Source organism: Rhodoferax sp. (genome assembly GCF_018063565.1).
Lineage (GTDB): Bacteria > Pseudomonadota > Gammaproteobacteria > Burkholderiales > Burkholderiaceae_C > Rhodoferax.
The window spans coordinates 1-20,533 of sequence record NZ_JAGPBB010000067.1; the positions used below are offsets into that span (position 1 = coordinate 1).

Below are 20,533 nucleotides of genomic sequence, written 5' to 3' on the forward strand. Positions count from 1 at the left end.
GCACCAGGTTGTCACCCTGATCACTCATCTTGGCACCAAGGCATCCTGTCACAATGACTTTGCCATTTTCAGCCAGCGCCTCACCAATGGTGTCCAGACTCTCCTTGACCGCATCATCAATAAAGCCGCAGGTATTGACAATAACCAAGTCGGCACCCTGAAAAGTCTTGACGGTCTGGTAGCCCTCTGCATTCAATTGGGTCAGGATCAATTCTGAATCTGTCAAAGCTTTGGGGCAGCCAAGGCTGACAAATCCAATCTTCGGCGCGTTGGCTGACGTCGCGGGGACTAAGTTCTTAGGCAACATGGGACTGACGTGACTCAGGATTTGCCCTTGATGCCAAAAACGCCCAGCAATTGGTCCGTCTGTTTTTGCATCTGGTCTTGCAACTGAGTCAACACGTTTTTCGATGGATCCAGTTGCCCGCCCATCATGGCCTGCAAAACCGGCGGCTGAAGCGAACCAAATTGAGACCACATTTCAGGCGTGAACCCTTTGGATTGCTCGGCAAAGCGGGTCTGAATGTCGATCAGTGACTGAATGTTGTTCTCCAGGTAGCCCCCGAGAAAACCTTGCATCGCGTGACCATAAAAGCGGATCAAACTCTCCAGTACCGGAGCGGTGAACATCGGTGAACCGCTCGCCTCAGCTTCAAGAATAATCTGCAGCAAGATGCTTCGCGTAATGTCTTCACCGGTTTTGACATCGCGAACCTCGAAGCCTTCGCGCTTCATGACCAATTGCTTGACCTCCGCCAAGGTGATGTAAGCGGAGGTGTTGGTGTCATAAAGCCGGCGATTGGGATATTTCTTGATGATGCGCAGAGGTCCTTCTGATTCAGTTGTGTTCCCATTGTTCATTTGGTTTCCTCAGGCCTTGGTACAGGGCAATATGTGATCGCCTATTTTATCGATGGATATCGCGTACAACCGCTAACGTCTGACCTGTCGGGAACTAGCGCACAGCGAGCAATGCGGTTGCCACCACTGAACACAAAAAACAGTGAAACAGAACAAGGTCTTGTCGATCTGAATCTGGGAGCTTCAGAAGACCTTGGTAGGCGCGATTGGACTCAAACCAACGACCCACACCATGTCAAGGAATATAAGAAACGGCTAAGCGTGTGAAGTTCATATTATAAGGGCGTGATAAGCACGATAAAAAGTAGTTCAACTTGCCCGGAGCCACCAAGAAATCGGCAGCCAGCAGCCAACCAGTGGGCGGCAATGGACCGAAAGTCCGGGGGGAGTCACCCCCTTCACTCTGCGCACCACCGACTTGGTGGCTGCGGCATTGCCACAAACCGTACGCAAACGCTTCATGCGGTTTCTGAGGTGCGTTGCCAGGCTGACCAAGCTGACAAGGCTAACAGGCTGAGGGTGGGCTAGCGCAGCATCGTCGGCGCACGGTCTTCCAGAATGTCTTCCATGCGGATTCTTACCGCAGCGGCCGAGTCGGGATGGGTGAGGATATAGAAATGCTCGCTGTCGATCGCGTCAAACACATCACGCGCTACTTTTTCGGCAGCGATACCATCGGCCACGGCCTGCTGGATCGCGCCACCGATGCGCAACGTGACGGGGTCGAGCTTGCTGGCGTCAAACGCTTCGCCTGCGGTGCGGTTGCGCTCGGATGCAGAAATGCGCGTCTTGACCCAGGCCGGGCACAGCACCGAGGCCTTGATCTTCGCGTTGCGCAGTTTCAGGTCGTGGTGCAGACCTTCGGTGAGTGTGACTACTGCATGCTTGGTGGCGTTGTAGGCCGCCAGACTGGGGCTGGAGATCAGGCCAGCGATGGAGGCAGTGTTGACGATGTGGCCTTCTTCGCCATTCGCCAGCATGCGTGGAATGAAGCTGCGCAGGCCGTTGGCAACGCCATAGAGGTTGACGCCGACCACCCATTCCCAGTCACCGGGCGTGGTTTCCCAAACCGGCTTGGCGCAGGCGACGCCGGCGTTGTTGCACAGCAGGTGCACATTGCTGAAGCGCTCGAAGGCCAATTCGGCCAGGTGATCTACCTGATCCGCCTTTGAAACGTCGGTGCGCACGCCGATGGCCTCGATGCCTTGGGCCGTGAACGCGGCAACCGTGGCATCCAGTCGAGCGGCATCGATATCGGCCAGCACGAGCTTCATGCCCTGGCTGGCGGCGAGGACGGCCAGTGCCTTGCCAATGCCTTCAGCGCCACCCGTGATGACGGCGACTTTGCCTTTGAGGTTTTTCATAGGAGGGAGTTTTTTTGTGAGTGAGGGGTTGGGTGTGTTGGACCAGGGTTTAGCGAAATGTCAGCAAGCTCGGGTCGCAGGCAACATCCAGATGCGCCACGTTGTTGAACTGCACCAGACGCAAGCGGCTAGGCTGGCCAGTCGTGCGCGCACTGAGCTGTGTGACACCCGTGTTCATCATGACCCAGGCCAGTTCGAATGCGTTGGCATCGGCGAGACTCAGCCCGCTTTGTGCGATGGCAGCGATGGGGCCGCCCGAGGTGAACACTGTCAGGTTGGTGTGGCCGCGCTCGCCAGCGTGGGCTACTGCGTGGTGCATGGCGTTCACGCAGCGCAGTTTGAAAGCCGACCACGATTCTGGGTAATCGCCGTCGTGCGCCCCGCTGGTCCAACGCTCAACGGCGTGCATGAACACGCGCTGAAATGCGCGTTTCGGGTCCACGCCTTGTTTTGCCTGTTCGCCCAGGTAACGTGCCACCATGAGGTGGTCACCCAGATCGGGCCGGTAGATGCGCAGGATGGCTTCGTGGTCGTACTCGTTAAATCCGGCATCCACGAGGTTGTCGCAGTTGTCAGCACCGAGGGCCGTCAAGCAGGCTTCGGCCGTTTGCCGATGGCGTTGTAGCGTACCCATGGCAATGCTGTCGATGCGGCGGCCGGTTTGCCTCCACCACTGGCCGAGCAACACCGCCTGGCGCTGGCCGAGTGCCGAGAGTTGGTCGTAATCGGCTGCGCCAAAGCTGGCCTGGGCGTGGCGAACCAGATAAACGTGGGTCACTGTGTGCTCACAGCGTGGAAGCGGCGATCAGCGTCTGACAGCGCTGATCGAAATAGCTGACCAGCGCACCAAAGCCGGCGAATTGCGGGTTGCGTGTGGCGCCATCCTTGTAACGCCGATAGATCTGCTGAACGATCACGGCCAGTCGGAACAAGCCGTAGATGGTGTAAAAGTCGAAATTGTCCACTGACCATCCGGTGCGCTCGCCGTAGTAGGCGATCACCTCACGACGCGTCAGCATGCCGGGGGCGTTGGTGGGCTGGCGGCGCGTCTTCTTGAACAGCTCATCGTCATCGGCCTGCACCCAATAGGCCAGCGAGTTGCCAAGGTCCATCAGCGGGTCGCCCAGCGTGGCCATTTCCCAGTCGAGCACGCCAGTCACTTCGAACGGATTGTCCGGGTTGAGCACCACGTTATCAAAACGAAAGTCGTTGTGGATGATGCAGGTTGCCACTTCTCGCGCGGGTTGCTTGGCCTCCAGCCAGCGCATCACGCTGTCGAAGTCGGTCACGTCGTCGGTTCTGGCCGCTCTGAAGCGCTGGCTCCAGCCTTCGATCTGGCGGCGCACATAGCCATCGCCCTTGCCCAGGTCAGCCAGCGCGGCAGCGGCCGGGTCCACCTGGTGCAACTCGATCAGCTTGTCGATCACGTTGCAGCACAGCTGGCGTGTTTGCTCGGGGCCGAAGTTCAGGTCTTTGGGCAGGTTCTGCCGCGCGATGATGCCGACCAGACGGTCCATCACGTAGAAGTCGCTGTCCATCACGGTGGCATCCTGGCAGAAAGCCAGCACATTCGGCACCCTCGGATAGACCGGCTTGAGTCCGCGCATCACCTTGGCCTCGCGACCCATGTCGTGCGCGCTCTTGGCTTTGTGGCCAAACGGTGGGCGGCGCAGGATCAGATCACGGTTGGGGTAGCGCAAGCGGTAGGTCAAGTTGGAGGCGCCGCCGGGGAATTGGGTGACCTCGGGCGTGCCTTGCAGGTCGGCGATCTGCACTTTGAGATAGGCGTTGATGCGGGCGATGTCAAGCTCTTCACCGTTTCTTACCGGGCCGGCAGCGTCGATCAGGGATTCGTTCATGGTGGTCATAGTTGGGCGGTGGCGTGAGCTGTGGTTCAGTGGGCTTCGCGGGCGGTGCGCTGCTTTTTGAGTTCGAGCTTGGCAATCAGGCCACGGTGCACTTCATCGGGGCCGTCGGCCAGCCGCAGGATGCGCGCATAACCGGCCAGCGTGGTGAGCGGAAAGTCCTCCGACACCCCGGCACCACCGTGCAACTGAATGGCAGCGTCAATCACCTGCTGGGCCATATTCGGTGCCACCACCTTGATCTGGGAGATCTCGCTCATCGCGCCTTTAACGCCTACGGTGTCCATCATCCAGGCGGCTTTGAGTGTGAGGAGACGGGCCTGTTCGATGCCCATGCGTGCGTTGGCGATCACGTCCGCGTTGCCACCCAAGGCCGACAGTGGTTTGCCGTAGGCAATGCGGCTGTCAGCGCGGGCGCAGGCCAGTTGCAGGGCGCGTTCGGCGGCACCGATGGCGCGCATGCAATGGTGGATGCGCCCTGGGCCAAGCCGACCCTGGGCGATTTCAAAGCCACGGCCAATGCCGGCGATGACGTTGTCGATCGGCACGCGCACATTGGTGAAACTCACCTCGCCGTGGCCTGAAGGTTCGTCATAGACTCCGATGGCTGGCACCATGCGTTCGATCTTGATGCCCGGGGTGTCGAGCGGCGCCAGCACCATCGAGTGGCGGCGGTGCTTTTCAGCGCTCGGGTCGCTCAGACCCATGAAGATGACCACCCGGCAATTCGGGTGGCCAATGCCGGTGCTCCACCATTTACGGCCATTGAGCACCACCTCGTTGCCTTCGACGACGGCAGTCGCCTGCATATTGGTTGCGTCGCTGGATGCCACGTCCGGCTCGGTCATGCAAAATGCCGAGCGGATTTCGCCGGACAACAGCGGCTCCAGCCAGCGGTCTTGCTGGGCCTTGCTGCCGTACATGTGCAGTACTTCCATGTTGCCGGTGTCGGGCGCGCTGCAGTTGAAGATCTCGGGCGACCACAGGGCGTGGCCGGTCAGCTCGGCCAGCGGGGCGTATTCGACATTCTTCAGTCCCGCTCCGTGGTGAGCGTCAGGCAGAAACAGGTTCCACAGGCCTTCGGCCTTGGCACGCGCCTTGAGCTGCTCCATCACGGCCGGCTGCTTCCATTTCGTCCAGTCGCCGCCGGCACCGCTCAATTGCGCGTGATACATGGCCTCGGCGGGCATGACGTGGTCGCGCATGAAGGCGCGCAGGCGTTCGATGTGGTCGCGGGCTTTGGGTGAGTGGGAGAAATCCATGAAAAGGCCTTTGCGTTTTAGACATACCGTGAAAGTGCGACGAGGTTAAGCCGGGCAGTAGAATGAATCAAGTGAATTGTTTGAATAACGTTAAATTCGTTTCATGCATCTAAGTCGCGTTGATCTCAACCTTTTTGTGGTGTTTGACACAATCTTTACCGAGGGTTCGTTGACAAAGGCTGCCAGCAAGCTCAGCCTGAGTCAGCCGGCCGTGAGTCATGCGCTGGGGCGGCTGCGCGAGCTGCTGGGCGACGCGCTGTTTGCGCGCCAGGGCAAGCGCATGGTGCCAACTGCCTTTGCGCGCAACCTGATTGGCACCGTGCGCCAGAGTTTGCAACTGCTCGAATCCGGCCTGCAGAGCCCGGCGCTGTTTGAGCCCGGCCAGGCACAGCGGGTGTTTCATATCGGCATGCGCGACGTGCTGGAGGCGATTACCTTGCCGCCGCTGATGGCGCGCTTGCAGCGTGCGGCACCCGGCGTGGCTGTGAACTGCGTACGCATCGACCGGCGCGACATGGAGGTCGAGCTGTCGTCTGGTGGGCTTGATTTGGTTGTGGACGTGGCACTGCCGGTGGGCTCAGACATCCGCCATCGCCCGCTGATGAACGATCAACTCGTGGTGGTGGCACGGCGCGGCCATCCAGCCTGGAGTGCAGGACAAGGCATCGACATGCCAACCTATCTGGCGCAGTCGCACATTCTGGTGTCGTCGCGCCGCAGCGGGCCGGGTCTGGAAGATTTCGAACTCAACCGTCTGGGGCTGCGCCGACGCATCGGTTTGCGCTGCCAGCATTACTTTGCCGCTTGCCGCGTGGTGCGCGACACCAACCTGATTCTGACCATGCCCGAGCACTATGCGTGTATCGCCAATGAGTCGTTGGACAACGCGCTGCATCCGTTTCCACTGGCCACCCCCAGCCTGGATGTGCATTTGTATTGGCACGCTGGCGCTGATCGCGATCCGGCCAATGTGTGGCTGCGCCAGCAATTCGACGAAGTGGGCTTGATGGTAGGCCGTGACCGCGAAGCGGCGTTAAGGCGTGATCCGAACCGTCAGGATGGGGTGGGTATTCAGGGCGACCGTGACCGGTCATTGCGGCGGATCGTGACCGACGATTCCGGTTTATCGTGAACAGTGATTCAGGACGACCGTGACCGATTTGCAGGCTTGACCGGAATGACGGGTCACGGCACCGCAATCAGGTTCTGCAGCGTGTGGTGCTGAGCATATCTTCCTAGCCCTTCGGGTTAGCCTCACCAGCTTTGCTGGAAGTAGCCATGCCCGATGCCCGAAGGATCAATATGCGCAAGATACGGGACGTGCTACGTCTCAACTTTGAAGCCCGGCTCTCCCATGTGCGAACCGCAATTGCCCTGCAAATCTCCAAAGGCGTTGTCACCAAGTACCTAACCCTGGCCACAGCGGCGGGTCTGGTTGTGCAACCCGAATATGGCCGCATCCACCAGGAGTTGCGACGCAAGGGCATGACGCTGATGCTGCTGTGGCAGGAGCATGGCGCCCAACACCCAGCTCAGAGCACCCACCGCCATTCCCAGTGCTGCGAGAACTACCGTCACTACGCCAAGAGCCTCAAGCGCTCCATGCGCCAGGTTCATCACGCCGATGAGAAGTTGTTTATTGATTGCGCAAGTCCGATGGTGGCGCTGACAGATGGCACCTGAAGGTGCTCACGTTGGCAAGCCGATGGTTCTGGCTGAGTTTCAAAAGGCATTTTTGAGGGCTGTCTATGGGTCCCAAGCTACTTTAGCGTGGCTGGCACTACTTTTGAAGCACGGGATTTTTCAGACCCACATTCTCGCACCCTTCCCGTACAGGCATAAAAAAAGCACCAGGCATTTCTGCTAAGTGCTTGATTTATCTACCATTTTTTGGTAGGCGCGATTGGACTCGAACCAACGACCCCCACCATGTCAAGGTGGTGCTCTAACCAGCTGAGCTACGCGCCTGAGGATATTCGAGACGGCAGAGTATAGCCGCAACTGCTGGCGTCTTTTGGCCCGTTGCCCTTCAAAGTACCAAATAGTCCACGGGTGATAATTGACCTTTACGTTAACGTCAAACATCGATCGGAGAGCGACATGGATATTTCGGGCAAAGTCTTCATTGTGACGGGGGCCGCCTCAGGGCTAGGAGAGGGTACAGCACGCATGTTGGCCGCCAACGGGGGACTGGTGGTGATTGCAGATATGCAGACCGATAAAGGTGAGGCCGTGGCGCGCGACATCGGTGGGCGCTTTGTCCGGTGCGATGTGAGCCAGGAGTCCGATGCCATGGCCGTCGTTCAGGCCGCTTTGGCAGCTGGCAAACTGATGGGGCTGGTCAACTGTGCTGGTATCGCGCCGGCCGAGAGAACGGTTGGCAAGGCTGGTCCTCATGCGTTGGCAACCTTCAACCGATGCGTTCAGGTCAACCTCGTTGGCAGCTTCAATATGATCCGTCTGTGTGCAGACGCCATGAGCAAAAACAGTCCTGAAGCCACCGGTGAACGTGGTGTTTTGATCTCGACAGCGTCGGTAGCGGCCTATGACGGGCAAATCGGGCAAGCGGCCTACGCCGCGTCCAAAGGCGGCATCGTCGGGATGACCCTGCCGATTGCACGTGATCTGGCCCGCTCAGGCATCCGTAACATGACGATAGCGCCCGGCATTTTTGGCACACCAATGATGTTCAGTTTTCCGCAGGAGGTGCAGGACACGCTGGCGGCAAGCGTGCCGTTCCCCTCGCGACTGGGGACACCACAGGACTACGCGAAACTGGTGCGGCATATTTTTGAGAACGACATGCTCAACGGCGAGGTGATCCGACTTGACGGTGCCATCCGTCTGGCGCCGCACTGAGACGCGCAGTCAGGTACGCTGAGGCTGCGTCTCATAGACGGCAAGTGATTCCTACAATTGCCGCATGTCCATTCCGCAGTCTTTTGTTCAGGAGCTCATCGCTCGCGCAGACGTCGTCGAAATCGTCGGTCGCTATGTGCAATTGAAGAAAGGTGGCGCAAACTTCATGGGTTTGTGCCCTTTTCACAGCGAGAAGTCACCCTCGTTTTCGGTCAGCCCGAGCAAACAGTTTTATCACTGCTTTGGCTGTGGCAAAACGGGCAATGCCATCAGTTTCCTGATGGATCACGCGGGGATGAGTTTTGTTGAAGCCGTTGAAGATCTGGCCCAGCAGTTCGGCATGAAGGTGCCAGAGGATGACACCAGCCCGCAGGAACGCGCACAGGCTGCCGATCAACGGCGACGTCAACACAGTTTGACCGATGTGCTTGAAAGAGCTGCCCACTCGTATCAAAAGCAGCTCAAACTCTCGGCTCGCGCGGTGGCGTATTTCAAAGGGCGGGGCTTATCGGGTGCCGTGGCCAAACACTTCGGCTTGGGTTACGCACCGGATGGCTGGCGCAATTTGGCCAGCGTCTTTCCGGCCTATGATGACCCCATGTTGGTGGAAAGTGGCCTCGTTATCCTCAACGAGGGGGATGTTGAAGGTGCTGAGGCCAAACGCTACGACCGCTTTCGTGACCGGGTGATGTTTCCGATCCGCAACATCAAAGGTGAGTGCATTGGCTTCGGCGGGCGGGTTCTAGGCGATGAAAAGCCCAAGTATCTCAACTCTCCTGAGACGCCGGTATTCAGCAAGGGACGAGAACTGTATGGCCTGTTTGAAGCGCGCGCGGCGCTGCGTGAACAGGGCTACGCCCTGGTCACCGAAGGTTACATGGATGTGGTTGCGCTGGCTCAGTTGGGTTTTCCTAACGCAGTAGCCACTTTGGGCACCGCATGCACACCTGATCACGTGCAAAAACTGTTCCGCTTTACCGACTCGGTTGTATTCAGTTTTGACGGTGATGCCGCTGGCCGGCGAGCTGCTCGCAAAGCGCTTGATGCTGCGTTGCCCATGGCGACCGATGTGCGCAGCGTCAAGTTTTTGTTTCTGCCTGCCGAGCACGACCCTGACAGCTTTATTCGTGAATATGGCAAGGAAGCGTTTGCCCGCTACGTGAGCGAAGCGGTGCCTTTAAGCCGGTTCCTCCTTGACGCAGCCCGTGACGGCTGTGATTTGCATACCGCAGAAGGGCGTGCCCATCTCGCCAGCAACGCCAGGCCACTGTGGGAGTTGCTGCCACAGGGGGCTCTCAGGCAGCAGATGCTGGGCGAGATTGCCGAGCTGGTGCAGCTGTCCAATCGTGAACTCAGTGAGGTCTGGCACCCCGCAAGCAACAAGAGCAAACGGTCAAAAACACCACCTCAGAGTAATAATTCTGATAGCTACCGACCCATAGTAGAAAAGCGCTATAGCCATAAATCATCCAAAAATCAGGCTCCAGGACCAGGGCGGTTCAGTGCACGCATTCCAGCGAGTCGCGCTGACCACGCGGCGCGTATTCTGCTCGACAACATGACCGCACTGGAAACCTTGACTGCAGAAGATCACCACCTTTTGGCCATGCTCAACGCGCCGCATGGCCCGCTGTTTGCATGGCTTGAACAGCAGTTTCACGAGCATGGAGCGCAACCCTGGGTATCCTTGCGAGAAGGTCTCAAGGGGCACGAAAGCGAAGACCTGGCACTGCGACTTATGGCCGGGTATGATCTAGGTTACCCGGCCGATGAATCGGAAGCTGCAGACGAGGTACGTCGACTGCTGAACCGGATGTTGATCGAGCAGATCAAGCTCGACGAAACCCAAGCCATTGAATCCTCGCGCACCGACCCCCAAGCCTTGCGACGCTATCGCGAGCTGCAGGCGCGCCGAAAAGAACTCGAAGCCGACCTTTAATGGCGAGGACTGGGTTGCCGACGCGGGTGCTAAATCGGTATAATCCGTCGTTTCGCGTAACGGCAAGAGCGACAGCAACACCTCCGGGCTCCGGTCATCGAATGCATTCATCAGCATCTGGCCAATTTACCGCAAGGATTGCATTCCAAATGTTCGCCCCCACACCTTGCCCAAAGCTGCCAGCTTCTCGTTTTTGCGCCCTGCCGGAGTTCCTGCAGTAACCCGTTTGCTTTGTCGTCCTGAGGTCAATTCATGCCTGCTTCCAAACCCAAAGAACCCGTCGCGCCTGTGGTTGCGGCTGCGGTCAAGAAAAAAACAGCCAGCAAAGTCGTTGAAACGCCGCAGCCCGCGATAGCTGCGAGCAAAGCCAAGGTCAAAGCAAAAACCACTTCAGCTGTCGTCGAACCGATCGACGTGATGGAGATGCCAACTGAGAGTAAAAAGTCCACGCGAGCCAGCAAACCTGCCGAAAAGCCTGTGGACGCCGATGCAGCGACGTCAGGCGGCAAACGTGGGCGCAAACCCAAGGCTGGCAAGGAGGTGGTCGAAGTCGACGATCTCGACTTGTCAGACATTGAAGAAGATCTGGCAGGCGAGCCCGTTGTGGACACCGGTGAAGCCGGGGGCAGTGCCGAGAAAGTTAAACCGCTGCGGATGAAAATCAGCAAGGCCAAAGAACGCGCACTGATGAAGGAGTTTGGTCTGGACGAGACCGTGCTCTCTGAAGAAGACCTGGCCAAGCGCCGCCTGCGCCTCAAAGCGCTGATCAAACTCGGCAAAACCCGTGGCTACCTGACACACGGCGAGATTTCTGATCACCTGCCTGACAAGCTGGTCGACGCGGAGACACTTGAGGTGGTGATCTCCATGCTCAACGACATGGGCGTGGCGGTTTATGAACACACACCTGACGCCGAAACTCTGCTGCTCAATCAGAACGGACCAACCGCCGCCACCGAAGAGGAAGCCGAGGAAGAAGCCGAAGCCGCATTGAGCACAGTTGATAGCGAGTTTGGCCGCACCACGGACCCTGTGCGCATGTACATGCGCGAGATGGGCACAGTGGAATTGCTGACGCGCGAAGGTGAAATTGAAATCGCCAAACGCATCGAAGGCGGTCTGATGGCGATGATGGAGGCGATTTCAGCCTCTCCCGCCACGATCGACGTCATTTTGCAGTTGGGTGAAGATATTCGTACCGACAAGGTCGTGATCACCACCATTGTGGACGGCTTTACCAATCCGAACGAAGCCGATGACTACGTGGCGGAAGAAGATTTTGATGAGTTTGACGCTGAAGATGATGATGACGGCAAGGGCGGCTCCAAAGCGCTGACCAAGAAGCTGGAGGAACTTAAAAAAGAAGCGATGATCCGTTTTGACCGACTTCGTGAATTTTTCGAGAAAATCCACAAGATCTACGACAAGGAGGGTTATGGCACGCCCCATTACGTCAAAACCCAGCGCGCCTTGTCAGACGAACTCATGTCGATCCGGTTTACCGCCAAGACAATCGAAAAACTGTGCGATATGGTGCGCGCACAAGTCGACGATGTGCGCAAAAAGGAACGCGAACTGCGCCGTATCATTGTGGACAAATGTGGTTACCCGCAAGCCCAGTTCATTGCCGAGTTCAGTGGGCGGGACAAACACCATAACAAAGTACCCAGTCACTTGCTGGACCTGAAATGGATCGAGAAACAGGCCGCAGCGGGCAAGGCCTGGAGCGCCATCATGGGACGCAATATCCCGCCAGTGCAAGAACTGCAGCAACGCCTGTCCGACCTGCAAGCCAAGGTGGTGGTGCCGCTGGACCAGTTGAAAGACATCAACAAGCGCATGAACGAAGGCGAATACGCCTCGCGCGCTGCCAAGAAAGAAATGATCGAGGCCAATTTGCGGCTGGTGATCTCGATTGCCAAGAAGTACACCAACCGTGGTCTTCAGTTCCTGGATTTGATTCAAGAGGGCAACATCGGCCTGATGAAGGCTGTGGACAAGTTTGAGTACCGTCGCGGCTACAAGTTTTCGACTTACGCCACCTGGTGGATTCGCCAGGCCATCACGCGCAGCATTGCTGACCAGGCACGCACCATCCGCATCCCGGTGCACATGATCGAAACCATCAACAAGATGAACCGCATCAGTCGTCAGCATCTACAGGAGTTTGGCTATGAGCCCGATGCCTCGGTGCTGGCCGAACGCATGGAAATCCCCGAGGACAAGATCCGCAAGATCATGAAGATCGCCAAAGAGCCGATTTCCATGGAAACACCGATTGGTGACGACGACGACAGCCACTTGGGCGACTTCATCGAAGACGGTGCCAACACCGCGCCGATGGAAGCCGCCATGCAGGCCGGTCTGCGCGATGTGGTGAAAGACATCCTCGACAGCCTGACCCCGCGCGAAGCGAAAGTGCTGCGTATGCGCTTTGGTATCGAGATGACCAACGACCACACGCTCGAAGAAGTTGGCAAGCAGTTTGACGTGACACGTGAACGCATTCGGCAGATTGAAGCCAAGGCGCTGCGCAAACTCAAGCATCCGAGCCGCTCGGACAAACTTCGCAGCTTTACCGACAACCTGTAAAGTCATCAGATTGCGACGCGACGCGCAACGCGCGTCCGTTATAATTCGTTTCAAACGGTGGCTGTAGCTCAGTTGGTAGAGTCCAGGATTGTGATTCCTGTTGTCGTGGGTTCGAGCCCCATCAGCCACCCCAAGTAAACAAAGGAAACCGCACTATCGAGATGGTAGTGCGGTTTTTCTCGTTGTGGGTTCTGAGGCGTCGCAACCACTTGAACGTGCGCTCCTTTGAGACCTGCCTGTTTGCTGACCGCTGTGCGCAAGAGAATGTGTGGTCCGGGCATTGCACGCCCAATTGAAACAGGACCTTTCCGCTCCATTTTTTTTCTAAGCTCGACACGACCCTCGGCAACAACACTTGGGAGCCCCTCATGAGCCATAAACATTACGCTTTGCTGTGCACCATATTCCAGGACCCGCCACCGGCCAATGTCCATTGGCGTGAGATCGAATCACTTTTGAATCATCTAGGTGCAACGATTGAGCCGTCGCACGGTGCGCGCTACAAGGTTTCGCTCCATCGAGCCAGCGAATTTATCCATCATCCGCACCACAACAGTGATTGTTCCCGCGACCTCATCAAGCAGGTTCGCGAGTTTCTCGCCCATGCTGGTGTCAGCCCGTCAGCTTACGACGCTGCAAAAAATACCCATTGAGGGGCGCAGTCAAACGGCATCGATGCAGGGTTGACACGCAGGTCATCGCCTGCATCAAGCATCAGAAAGTCTCCAGCGCCAACAGCCCGGTTGCCGTATTCGAGATCGGAATATGGTAATTGCTGTGCACTTTGCGCACACCGGAGCCTTCTGCTGCGGTCAGCGCGGCACGCATGGCGAGCCAGGCCAACAACTCAACACCTTGGGTTCCGGTTTTCTCAACCAGTTCATGGATGCTGAACTGCGTGGCCCATTCGGGGTTGGATAGCAGGCTTTCCATGAATTTAAGGTCAAAGTCCTTGTTGATAAATCCGGCACGCTCGCCATCAAGTTGGTGGCTCAGACCGCCAGACGCGACAAACGCAACTTTCTTGTCACTGTTCCAGGCCGCAACAGCTGCGCCCACGGCCTTGCCCAAGGCATACACCCGACTCGCTTTTGGCAACGGAAACTGTACCGTGTTGATACACACCGGCACCACGGTGACGGGGTAGTTGCCTTCCGGATAAAACAGCTTCAACGGCAAGGAACAGGCATGATCTACCAGCATCTCCTGGCAGGTGACCACATCGAACTCCTTGTCGATCAACGCATTGATGATTTCCCAGGATAGATCGAGTTCGCCGCGCAAAGGCTCAAGCGAAGGGATTCCCCATCCTTCATCTGAATTTACATATTGCGGTGCTGCGCCAATCGCAAAGGTTGGCATTTTGTCGAGGAAGAAATTCAGTCCATGGTCGTTGTAGAAGATCACCATCACGTCTGGTTTTTGTGCCGCAATCCACTGCCGCACGGGTGGGAAACCATCAAAGAACGGTTTCCAGTAGGGTTGCGACTGCAGCCCCTTGTGAATTGCATTGCCAATCGCAGGGATGTGGGAGGTGCCCAGGCCACCAATAATTTTTGCCATGATGTTGTGTCCTTGTGTTCGTGGTTTTATTGACCTGCTGCGACCAGCTTGGCTTTGAATTCATCTTTGCTCATGCCGGTTTGTTGTGCGCCTATGTCTTGCATATCCAGCCCAAAAATGCCGGCAAACTTTGCCAGGTAGTAGGCATTGCCGCCAGCAGCTATCAGTTGCAGCACGTTTTTCGCTCGGATGGCGGCAGCCTGCGGTTCCGTCAAGCCATATTTGCGCATGTAGGCTTCCTCATCCTTGAGGAACTCAGCGCGGTTGTCAGCCGAGTTGAACGAAAAACACATCTTGTTGAGTGCGTAGCCTTTTTTGGCCTGTTCGCCATCAAATGGGGTGGTCCCATCAATTTTCGGCAGCGGGGTTCTGGATGTCACGTTGAGTCTCCTGATTGGTCAATGAACAGGCCACAGTGTTTCGCAATCGTTCAATAAAATCGAGACATCTATAGTGATTGAATACATGAGAAAAATCGATGGGTCACGTGATGCCGAAGTATGACTACAACGATCTTGATGGGCACTTGCTCAGGCTATTGGTTACTGTGGTCGAAACCGGCTCCATCACCGGGGCAGCCCAGCGCCTTGGCGTCACCCAATCCGCTGTCAGCCACCTGTTGGACAAATTGCGTGCCATCACCGGTGACCCTCTTTTTGTCAAATCAGGACGCGGCATTGTGGCAACCGCCCACACAGGTCAATTGGTTGTCAAAGCGCGTGCCCTGTTGACCGATCTGGAGGGGTTTTCGTTTGGCGGGGCATTTGATCCAGGCCGGTGGTGCTGTACTTTCACCGTGGCTGCCAATGACTTTCAGCGTGATGTCATGCTGCCTCCTTTGGCAGAACTGTTGCGAGAACAGGCGCCGCGGGTGGTTTTACGGGTTGTGCCGTCCAACATTCCCAGCCTCGAAATGTTGCGCCAAGAGCACTGCCAGCTGGTGATCAGTCCCCGGCCCCCTGACGGAGCAGATGTGATGCAAAGGCGGTTGTTTGAGGACGAATACCGCGTGTTTTTTGACCCAAGCCGTCGCGGCGCACCTGACAGCGCCGCGGATTACCTGGCCAGCGAGCACATTACCGTGGTGTATGAACCTCACCGTCCGCTCGACCTGGACCAGTGGTTCGCTGCCCATGGCATCAGCCGGAAGTTTCGCATCATGGTGCCCGGCTTTGCGGCGCTGCCGGCATTTCTGCGTGGCTCAGGACTTTTGGCTACCGTCCCGGGGCTGTTGCATCAAAACTTACTCAAAGATCTGGCCCATGTGCCGGTACCCGTGCCTTGCCCGACAATGCCCATGTACCTGATTTGGCACAAACGCTACCATGCTGATAGCGCACATCGCTGGATAAGAGAGGCACTTTTCCAGATTTCATCCCAATTTCCGGTCTAGGAGTCTGGGCGGCAGAAGAAGGCACAGTTTAAAAGTGACGTTTTCGGGGGTGCTTGACCCCTTGCCTATATCGAAATAATGCAACCTGAGCCATTCTGAGAGGTCGAAAATTTGAGACTACTTTTCAAATCCTTCTGCCGCCCAGACTCCTAGCGGACGCCACCTCAGTCTTGCCCGCCGTGGGCCTGCCGGTAGCCTTGTGGACTCAGGCCAGTGCGGCGCCTGAAGAAACGGGAAAAGTAGGCTGGGTCATCGAATCCCAGATCCGATGCCAAACTTGCGACCGGCACCGCCACATAAACCAGTCTGCGACAGGCCTCGCGTGTCAAACGTTCATGCACCAGTTCCAATGCGCTGATGCCACGCTCGGCACGCACCAGACGGTTAAGCCTTGGCGTGGAAAGGCCCAATCGTGACGCGTAGCGATCCAGTGGCCAATGATCTCGGAAGTTCTGCTCCACCAGAAGCAAGAAACGCATGAAAAGCGCTTGATGACGATGTGCCCGCCTGCCCTGAACCTGCTGCACCAGCGCACCTGCTCGCGAGAGACGCCACACCAAGGCACGCGCCAACCAGGTCGGAATCGGCGAAACATCGGACCCGGGCAAGGTGAATTCCGCCAGAAGTTCATGAAACAGGGCGTTGAGTCGTTGTGCCACCTCTGGTTCGGCGGTCAATGGCAAGACACCCGAGGCTGCAAACAGGGAATGAAACGCCTCACCCACCGACTGCAATTCACCCTCGAGCAAAAAGCGCGCACTCAGCGTCAACACCATTCCGTGAGTACCCTGCTCAAATCGAAACCCGTGAACCACGCCGGGGGTCAGGACAATCGCAGCCGGACCTGTGACCCGGTGACGCCGTTCGTCCAACATGACCTCTGCTGAACCCTGGTACAGCCAAAGCACCTGGTACAAGCCCTGATGCAGATGCGGCTCGATCTCCCATTGATAGAGTTGGCTGCGTGACTGCACGTCTTCAATATGCAGCATCTCCTGCCCAGGCGCAGCCGCCTCGCCATAGAGAGAAAACGAGGGAATGTTGTCAACCTTGACGGGACGTGTTTTGGATTTCACAGCGGAGTGCATGGTTGAATTTTGACCGAAAAGTACCCGTCATGACGGGACTTTTTACCGTGCGCTTTGGCGCACATCGCCCTACAGTCATCCCTGTTGACAACAATATACCGGAGACCACCATGTTCAGCTTCGATCCTTATTCGCCCGCTGTCGACGCGGATCCCTTTCCCTACTACAAGCGTTTGCGGGATGATGCCCCCTGTTTCTGGAGCCCTGAAGCCCAGATGTGGGTGTTGTCACGCTACGCTGACATCGTGACTGCAGGGCAGGACTGGCAAACCTATTCAAGTGCCAGTGGCAACCTGATGACCGAGTTACCGGGTCGAGCGGGTGCAACTTTGGGCAGTTCAGATCCACCCAAACACGACCGGCTGCGTGGCCTGATCCAGCACGCGTTCATGAAACGCAATCTGATGGCCCTTGAAGAACCCATCCGCGATGTGGCCAAGCAGGTATTTGGCCAATTGCAAGGTGTCAAACAATTTGATTTCAAGGAAGTCTCGTCCCAGTTCACGGTCAAAGTACTGATGGCAGCCCTGGGTCTGCCCATGGGCAAGGAGGCGCTGGTGGACGAAGCGGAAGTGCGTGAAAACGCCGTATTGATGGTACAGAGTGATGCGCGCACCCGGGCCAAGGGGCCGGAACACATCGCCGCCTACAACTGGATGCAGGACTATGCAAGCAAAGTGATTGCGATGCGCCGGGCTGCGCCACTCAACGACCTGATCAGCAACTTTGCACTCGCCGAAATTGACGGCGACCGGCTGGACGACAGGGAAGTGCTGTTGACCACCACCACGCTCATCATGGCGGGTGTGGAGTCACTTGGCGGTTTCATGATGATGTTCGCCTACAACCTCGCCAGCGACCAGGCTGCTCGCAAGGCGGTGGTGGCCAATCCTGAGCTGTTGCCAGATGCCATCGAAGAGAGCCTGCGCTTCAACACCTCAGCACAGCGCTTCCGTCGGCGTTTGATGCGCGATGTCAACTTGCATGGCCAAACCATGAAAGAAGGTGACTTTGTTTGTCTGGCCTACGGCTCCGGCAATCGGGACGAGCGCCAGTACCCCAATCCGGACGTATTCGACATCACGCGCAAACCCCGTGGACATCTCGGTTTTGGCGGCGGCTTGCATGCTTGCCTGGGCACTGCCATTGCGCGGATTGCGGTCAAGATCGCTTTTGATGAGTTCCATAAAGTGATTCCTGACTACCACCGTGTGGCGGACCAACTGCCCTGGATGCCCTCCTCCACCTTCCGCAGTCCACTGGTGCTGGAGCTGGCTGTCTGATAATCAGCAGTCGATCCCATCGTTCAACGCGCCGCCCTGATCAGGCGGCGCATTTTTATTTCAGGAGTACTTTCAGATGGTCAACATTACCTATATCGAAGCGTCCGGGCAAAGCACCAGCGTTGAATTAACCGAGGGCTGGAGCCTGATGCAAGGGGCAACGGCCAATGGAATTGACGGCATTCTGGGCGAATGCGGTGGTTCGTGTGCTTGTGCGACCTGCCATTGCTACATTCAGGAGGATCGCCTGGCGGAACTGCCGCCGGCGCTGGAGGGCGAACTGGGGATGCTGGAAAACGTGGCCTCTGAACGACGCCCCAACAGCCGACTGGCCTGCCAGATCAAGGCCACTGCGGGTCTGGATGGACTGATCGTTTACCTTCCTGTCTCTCAAGAGTAAGTTGATGAGCAGCATTGTCATCGTCGGTGCGGGTCAGGCCGGCCTCTCGGCTGCAGAAGCACTCCGATCCGGCGGGTTTCAGGGCAACATCACCCTTCTGGGTGATGAGCCCTATGGTCCCTACCACCGACCCCCGCTGTCAAAAGCATGGTTGGCAGGAGAAATGGACAGCGCCCAACTGGCCATGCGCGCACCGGAGATGCTGGCGCGGAAAAACATCCTGCTGCGCACGGGCGTTGAGGTGACACAAATTGACCGGACGGGCCAGTCCTTGACATTGGCGGATGGGAGTTCGCTGAGCTACACCGGGCTAGTGCTGGCCACCGGATCGAGCCCGCGGACGCTGGCACTGCAGGGCATGGATGCCTCTGGCGTTTTTGTGCTGCGCTCACGCGACGACGCACAGGCGATCGCGCAGCAAATGGAGCGCTGCAGTGAACACAAGCGTGAGCTGATCGTGATCGGCGGTGGATTCATCGGCCTGGAAGTGGCGGCCACCGCCCGCAAAAAAGGCCTCTCAGTGACGGTGCTTGAGGCAGCGCCCCGCCTGCTTGGGCGAGTGCTGGCGCCGGTTTTGTCGGATTGGTACGCCCAGCTGCACCTTGACCATGGCGTCAAACTGGTTTTGGACGCGCGCATTGATGACCTTGAGACCGGGCCAGACGGCGCCGTCTTTGCGGTAAGAATGGCAGATGGCACGCGGCATCCGGCGGGTCTGGTGGTGGTCGGTGTCGGGGTGGCAGCCAACGATCAGCTGGCATTGGCAGCAGGTCTGGCGTGTGATCGCGGCATTGTGGTGGACGCCTGCGGCCGCACCAATGACCCCTTGATCATGGCCGCTGGAGATTGCACTGCGCGTCGATTGGCCGATGGCAACCTGTTGCGCCTGGAGTCCGTTCAGAATGCGACAGAACAAGGAAAATCTGCCGCGGCAGCGCTGCTTGGAGTGGACCGCCCATTCACCGCCACCCCCTGGTTCTGGAGCGATCAGTACGACAAAAAACTGCAAATGGCCGGCCTGTCAATGGGTGCCAACGACTGGGTCGTGCGCGGTGACATGGGCCTTGGCGCCAGCTTCAGCGTGTATCACTTCAAATCCGGGCGCTTATTGGCCGTTGACAGCATCAACGCCAGCAAAGACCACCTGCAAGCCCGCAAGCTGATCGAGGCTGGCCTGTCTCCGACCAAAGAGCAAGTCGAGGACCTGCACTTCGATCTGGCAAGCCTATTGCAAGGAGCGCGTTAGCGAGAGAGTCAGCAGTTCATTCCCACTCGATTGTCAATAGCATTCTCCATCCTCAGTGTTCATGCCACTTTCCGTGGACTCATACTTCTTGATACCGTCGCCGATACCGTCAAACTCTCTTGCCTTGGGATCGCTGCCTGTAGACAGGTCTCACGAGGGTTCATACTGTCTCAGGCGCACCCAGTGACAAGGGTTGGTTAGGCTCGCATGAAAGATGATCCGGAACACAACGAGAAGTTGAATATTATGCCAGAGGCTGGGTCGTCGACCAGGACAAGATCTGGCTCTCCGACTGGGGCAGAAATGCCCTACTCCGCTTCGATCCGTTGATCGAAAGGTTTGAGAGTTTTCCGTCGAGCCGCCCGAACGCCGGCGTGCGGCAACTGGCGGGCCCGTCGGGTGAGGTATGGGGCGCCGAATCGGGCAATGACCGGCTGGTGCGGATCAGAGTCGGCTCCGGTCCCGGACGCCGGCGGGCGACGCACAATCGCCTGGCTGCGTGGCCGCACCGCTTGTCCGACGCTTCGATGGCTTCTGGAAAATATTGGCACGAGCGGCACCGCCCCGGGGTGGCCGGCACCGGCTAAGTTGGCCCACGCGCGGGTGGGCCGCATCATCCGCATACCAGCCTTTGGTTGATGCCAAAGCGGACTATGCTGTAGCCATCGAGGGTACTGCAATAGTAGGCGTTCCCGCTTTACGTTTCTTCGCCGTATCAGCACTGCGCTTCTCCGTCTGCGCACGCCAGTTTTCCAGCGCCATGATGTCGGCAAGCAGTTCATCAGGCTCGGGGAAAGCCACCCCACCCATCAGTGCCT

The 20,533-nt window shown here is 57.6% G+C and carries 17 protein-coding genes, 2 tRNA genes and 2 pseudogenes; 11 read left to right on the forward strand and 10 right to left on the reverse strand.

Annotation, left to right across the window (positions count from 1 at the left end):
• The 6 genes and pseudogenes from rimO to KBF66_RS14280 form a co-directional block, all read right to left on the reverse strand.
• Positions 1-307: pseudogene (gene rimO / locus KBF66_RS14255) on the reverse strand (30S ribosomal protein S12 methylthiotransferase RimO); the annotation flags it as partial.
• A gap of 14 nt (positions 308-321) precedes the next feature.
• Entirely contained in the window at positions 322-861 is a 540-nt protein-coding gene (gene phaR / locus KBF66_RS14260; RefSeq protein WP_296658259.1) for a polyhydroxyalkanoate synthesis repressor PhaR, read from the reverse strand.
• 524 nt (positions 862-1,385) lie between these two features.
• Entirely contained in the window at positions 1,386-2,225 is an 840-nt protein-coding gene (locus tag KBF66_RS14265; RefSeq protein ID WP_296658264.1) for an SDR family NAD(P)-dependent oxidoreductase, read from the reverse strand.
• Between the two features lie 49 nt (positions 2,226-2,274).
• Positions 2,275-3,003 (reverse strand): histidine phosphatase family protein, encoded by a 729-nt coding sequence (locus tag KBF66_RS14270; protein ID WP_296658266.1) that lies wholly within the window; start codon positions 3,001-3,003, stop codon positions 2,275-2,277.
• 7 nt (positions 3,004-3,010) lie between these two features.
• Positions 3,011-4,084, reverse strand: coding sequence for a phosphotransferase family protein (locus KBF66_RS14275; RefSeq protein WP_296658269.1), 1,074 nt, complete (start codon positions 4,082-4,084; stop codon positions 3,011-3,013).
• Positions 4,085-4,119: 35 nt separating this feature from the next.
• Complete coding sequence (locus tag KBF66_RS14280) at positions 4,120-5,352, reverse strand: acyl-CoA dehydrogenase family protein (RefSeq protein ID WP_296658274.1); 1,233 nt, start codon at positions 5,350-5,352, stop codon at positions 4,120-4,122.
• 103 nt (positions 5,353-5,455) lie between these two features.
• Between KBF66_RS14280 and KBF66_RS14285 the strand changes: the two genes are divergently transcribed.
• Both KBF66_RS14285 and KBF66_RS14290 read left to right on the forward strand, forming a co-directional pair.
• Positions 5,456-6,484 (forward strand): LysR family transcriptional regulator, encoded by a 1,029-nt coding sequence (locus tag KBF66_RS14285; protein ID WP_296658277.1) that lies wholly within the window; start codon positions 5,456-5,458, stop codon positions 6,482-6,484.
• A gap of 170 nt (positions 6,485-6,654) precedes the next feature.
• A pseudogene (locus KBF66_RS14290) lies at positions 6,655-7,029 on the forward strand (IS21 family transposase); the annotation flags it as partial.
• 214 nt (positions 7,030-7,243) lie between these two features.
• On the opposite strand, the gene KBF66_RS14295 reads toward KBF66_RS14290, so the two are convergent.
• Positions 7,244-7,320 (reverse strand) — tRNA-Val (locus tag KBF66_RS14295).
• Between the two features lie 132 nt (positions 7,321-7,452).
• Here KBF66_RS14295 and KBF66_RS14300 point away from each other — a divergent pair.
• The 5 genes from KBF66_RS14300 to KBF66_RS14320 all read left to right on the forward strand — a co-directional run bounded on the left by KBF66_RS14300 (position 7,453) and on the right by KBF66_RS14320 (position 13,395).
• Positions 7,453-8,211 carry a 3-hydroxyacyl-CoA dehydrogenase gene (locus KBF66_RS14300; RefSeq protein ID WP_296658283.1) on the forward strand — a complete coding sequence of 253 codons (759 nt, stop codon included), beginning with the start codon at positions 7,453-7,455 and terminating at the stop codon, positions 8,209-8,211.
• A 64-nt stretch (positions 8,212-8,275) separates the two neighbouring features.
• Positions 8,276-10,150, forward strand: coding sequence for a DNA primase (dnaG, locus tag KBF66_RS14305; protein WP_296658287.1), 1,875 nt, complete (start codon positions 8,276-8,278; stop codon positions 10,148-10,150).
• Between the two features lie 252 nt (positions 10,151-10,402).
• Positions 10,403-12,742, forward strand: coding sequence for an RNA polymerase sigma factor RpoD (gene rpoD / locus KBF66_RS14310; RefSeq protein WP_296658291.1), 2,340 nt, complete (start codon positions 10,403-10,405; stop codon positions 12,740-12,742).
• A gap of 57 nt (positions 12,743-12,799) precedes the next feature.
• Positions 12,800-12,875 (forward strand) — tRNA-His (locus KBF66_RS14315).
• A 235-nt stretch (positions 12,876-13,110) separates the two neighbouring features.
• Entirely contained in the window at positions 13,111-13,395 is a 285-nt protein-coding gene (locus KBF66_RS14320; protein ID WP_296658295.1) for a type II toxin-antitoxin system HicA family toxin, read from the forward strand.
• A gap of 61 nt (positions 13,396-13,456) precedes the next feature.
• On the opposite strand, the gene KBF66_RS14325 is transcribed toward KBF66_RS14320, so the two are convergent.
• Positions 13,457-14,305, reverse strand: coding sequence for a class III extradiol dioxygenase family protein (locus KBF66_RS14325; RefSeq protein ID WP_296658301.1), 849 nt, complete (start codon positions 14,303-14,305; stop codon positions 13,457-13,459).
• A 26-nt stretch (positions 14,306-14,331) separates the two neighbouring features.
• On the reverse strand, positions 14,332-14,685 hold the full coding sequence (locus KBF66_RS14330; RefSeq protein ID WP_296658304.1) for a protocatechuate 4,5-dioxygenase subunit alpha: 354 nt from the start codon (positions 14,683-14,685) through the stop codon (positions 14,332-14,334).
• 98 nt (positions 14,686-14,783) lie between these two features.
• On the opposite strand from KBF66_RS14330, the gene KBF66_RS14335 reads away from it, so the two are divergent.
• Positions 14,784-15,698 carry a LysR family transcriptional regulator gene (locus tag KBF66_RS14335; RefSeq protein ID WP_296658307.1) on the forward strand — a complete coding sequence of 305 codons (915 nt, stop codon included), beginning with the start codon at positions 14,784-14,786 and terminating at the stop codon, positions 15,696-15,698.
• Positions 15,699-15,862: 164 nt separating this feature from the next.
• Here KBF66_RS14335 and KBF66_RS14340 read toward each other — a convergent pair whose 3' ends face one another.
• Complete coding sequence (locus KBF66_RS14340; protein ID WP_296658310.1) at positions 15,863-16,786, reverse strand: helix-turn-helix domain-containing protein; 924 nt, start codon at positions 16,784-16,786, stop codon at positions 15,863-15,865.
• A gap of 110 nt (positions 16,787-16,896) precedes the next feature.
• Between KBF66_RS14340 and KBF66_RS14345 the strand changes: the two genes are divergently transcribed.
• The 3 genes from KBF66_RS14345 (at position 16,897) to KBF66_RS14355 (ending at position 19,715) form a co-directional block, all read left to right on the forward strand.
• A complete protein-coding gene (locus tag KBF66_RS14345; RefSeq protein WP_296658312.1) occupies positions 16,897-18,069 on the forward strand; it encodes a cytochrome P450 in 1,173 nt (390 codons plus the stop codon).
• 76 nt (positions 18,070-18,145) lie between these two features.
• A complete protein-coding gene (locus KBF66_RS14350) occupies positions 18,146-18,469 on the forward strand; it encodes a 2Fe-2S iron-sulfur cluster-binding protein (RefSeq protein WP_296658315.1) in 324 nt (107 codons plus the stop codon).
• A gap of 4 nt (positions 18,470-18,473) precedes the next feature.
• A complete protein-coding gene (locus tag KBF66_RS14355; RefSeq protein ID WP_296658318.1) occupies positions 18,474-19,715 on the forward strand; it encodes an FAD-dependent oxidoreductase in 1,242 nt (413 codons plus the stop codon).
• The last annotated feature ends 818 nt before the right edge of the window (positions 19,716-20,533 follow it).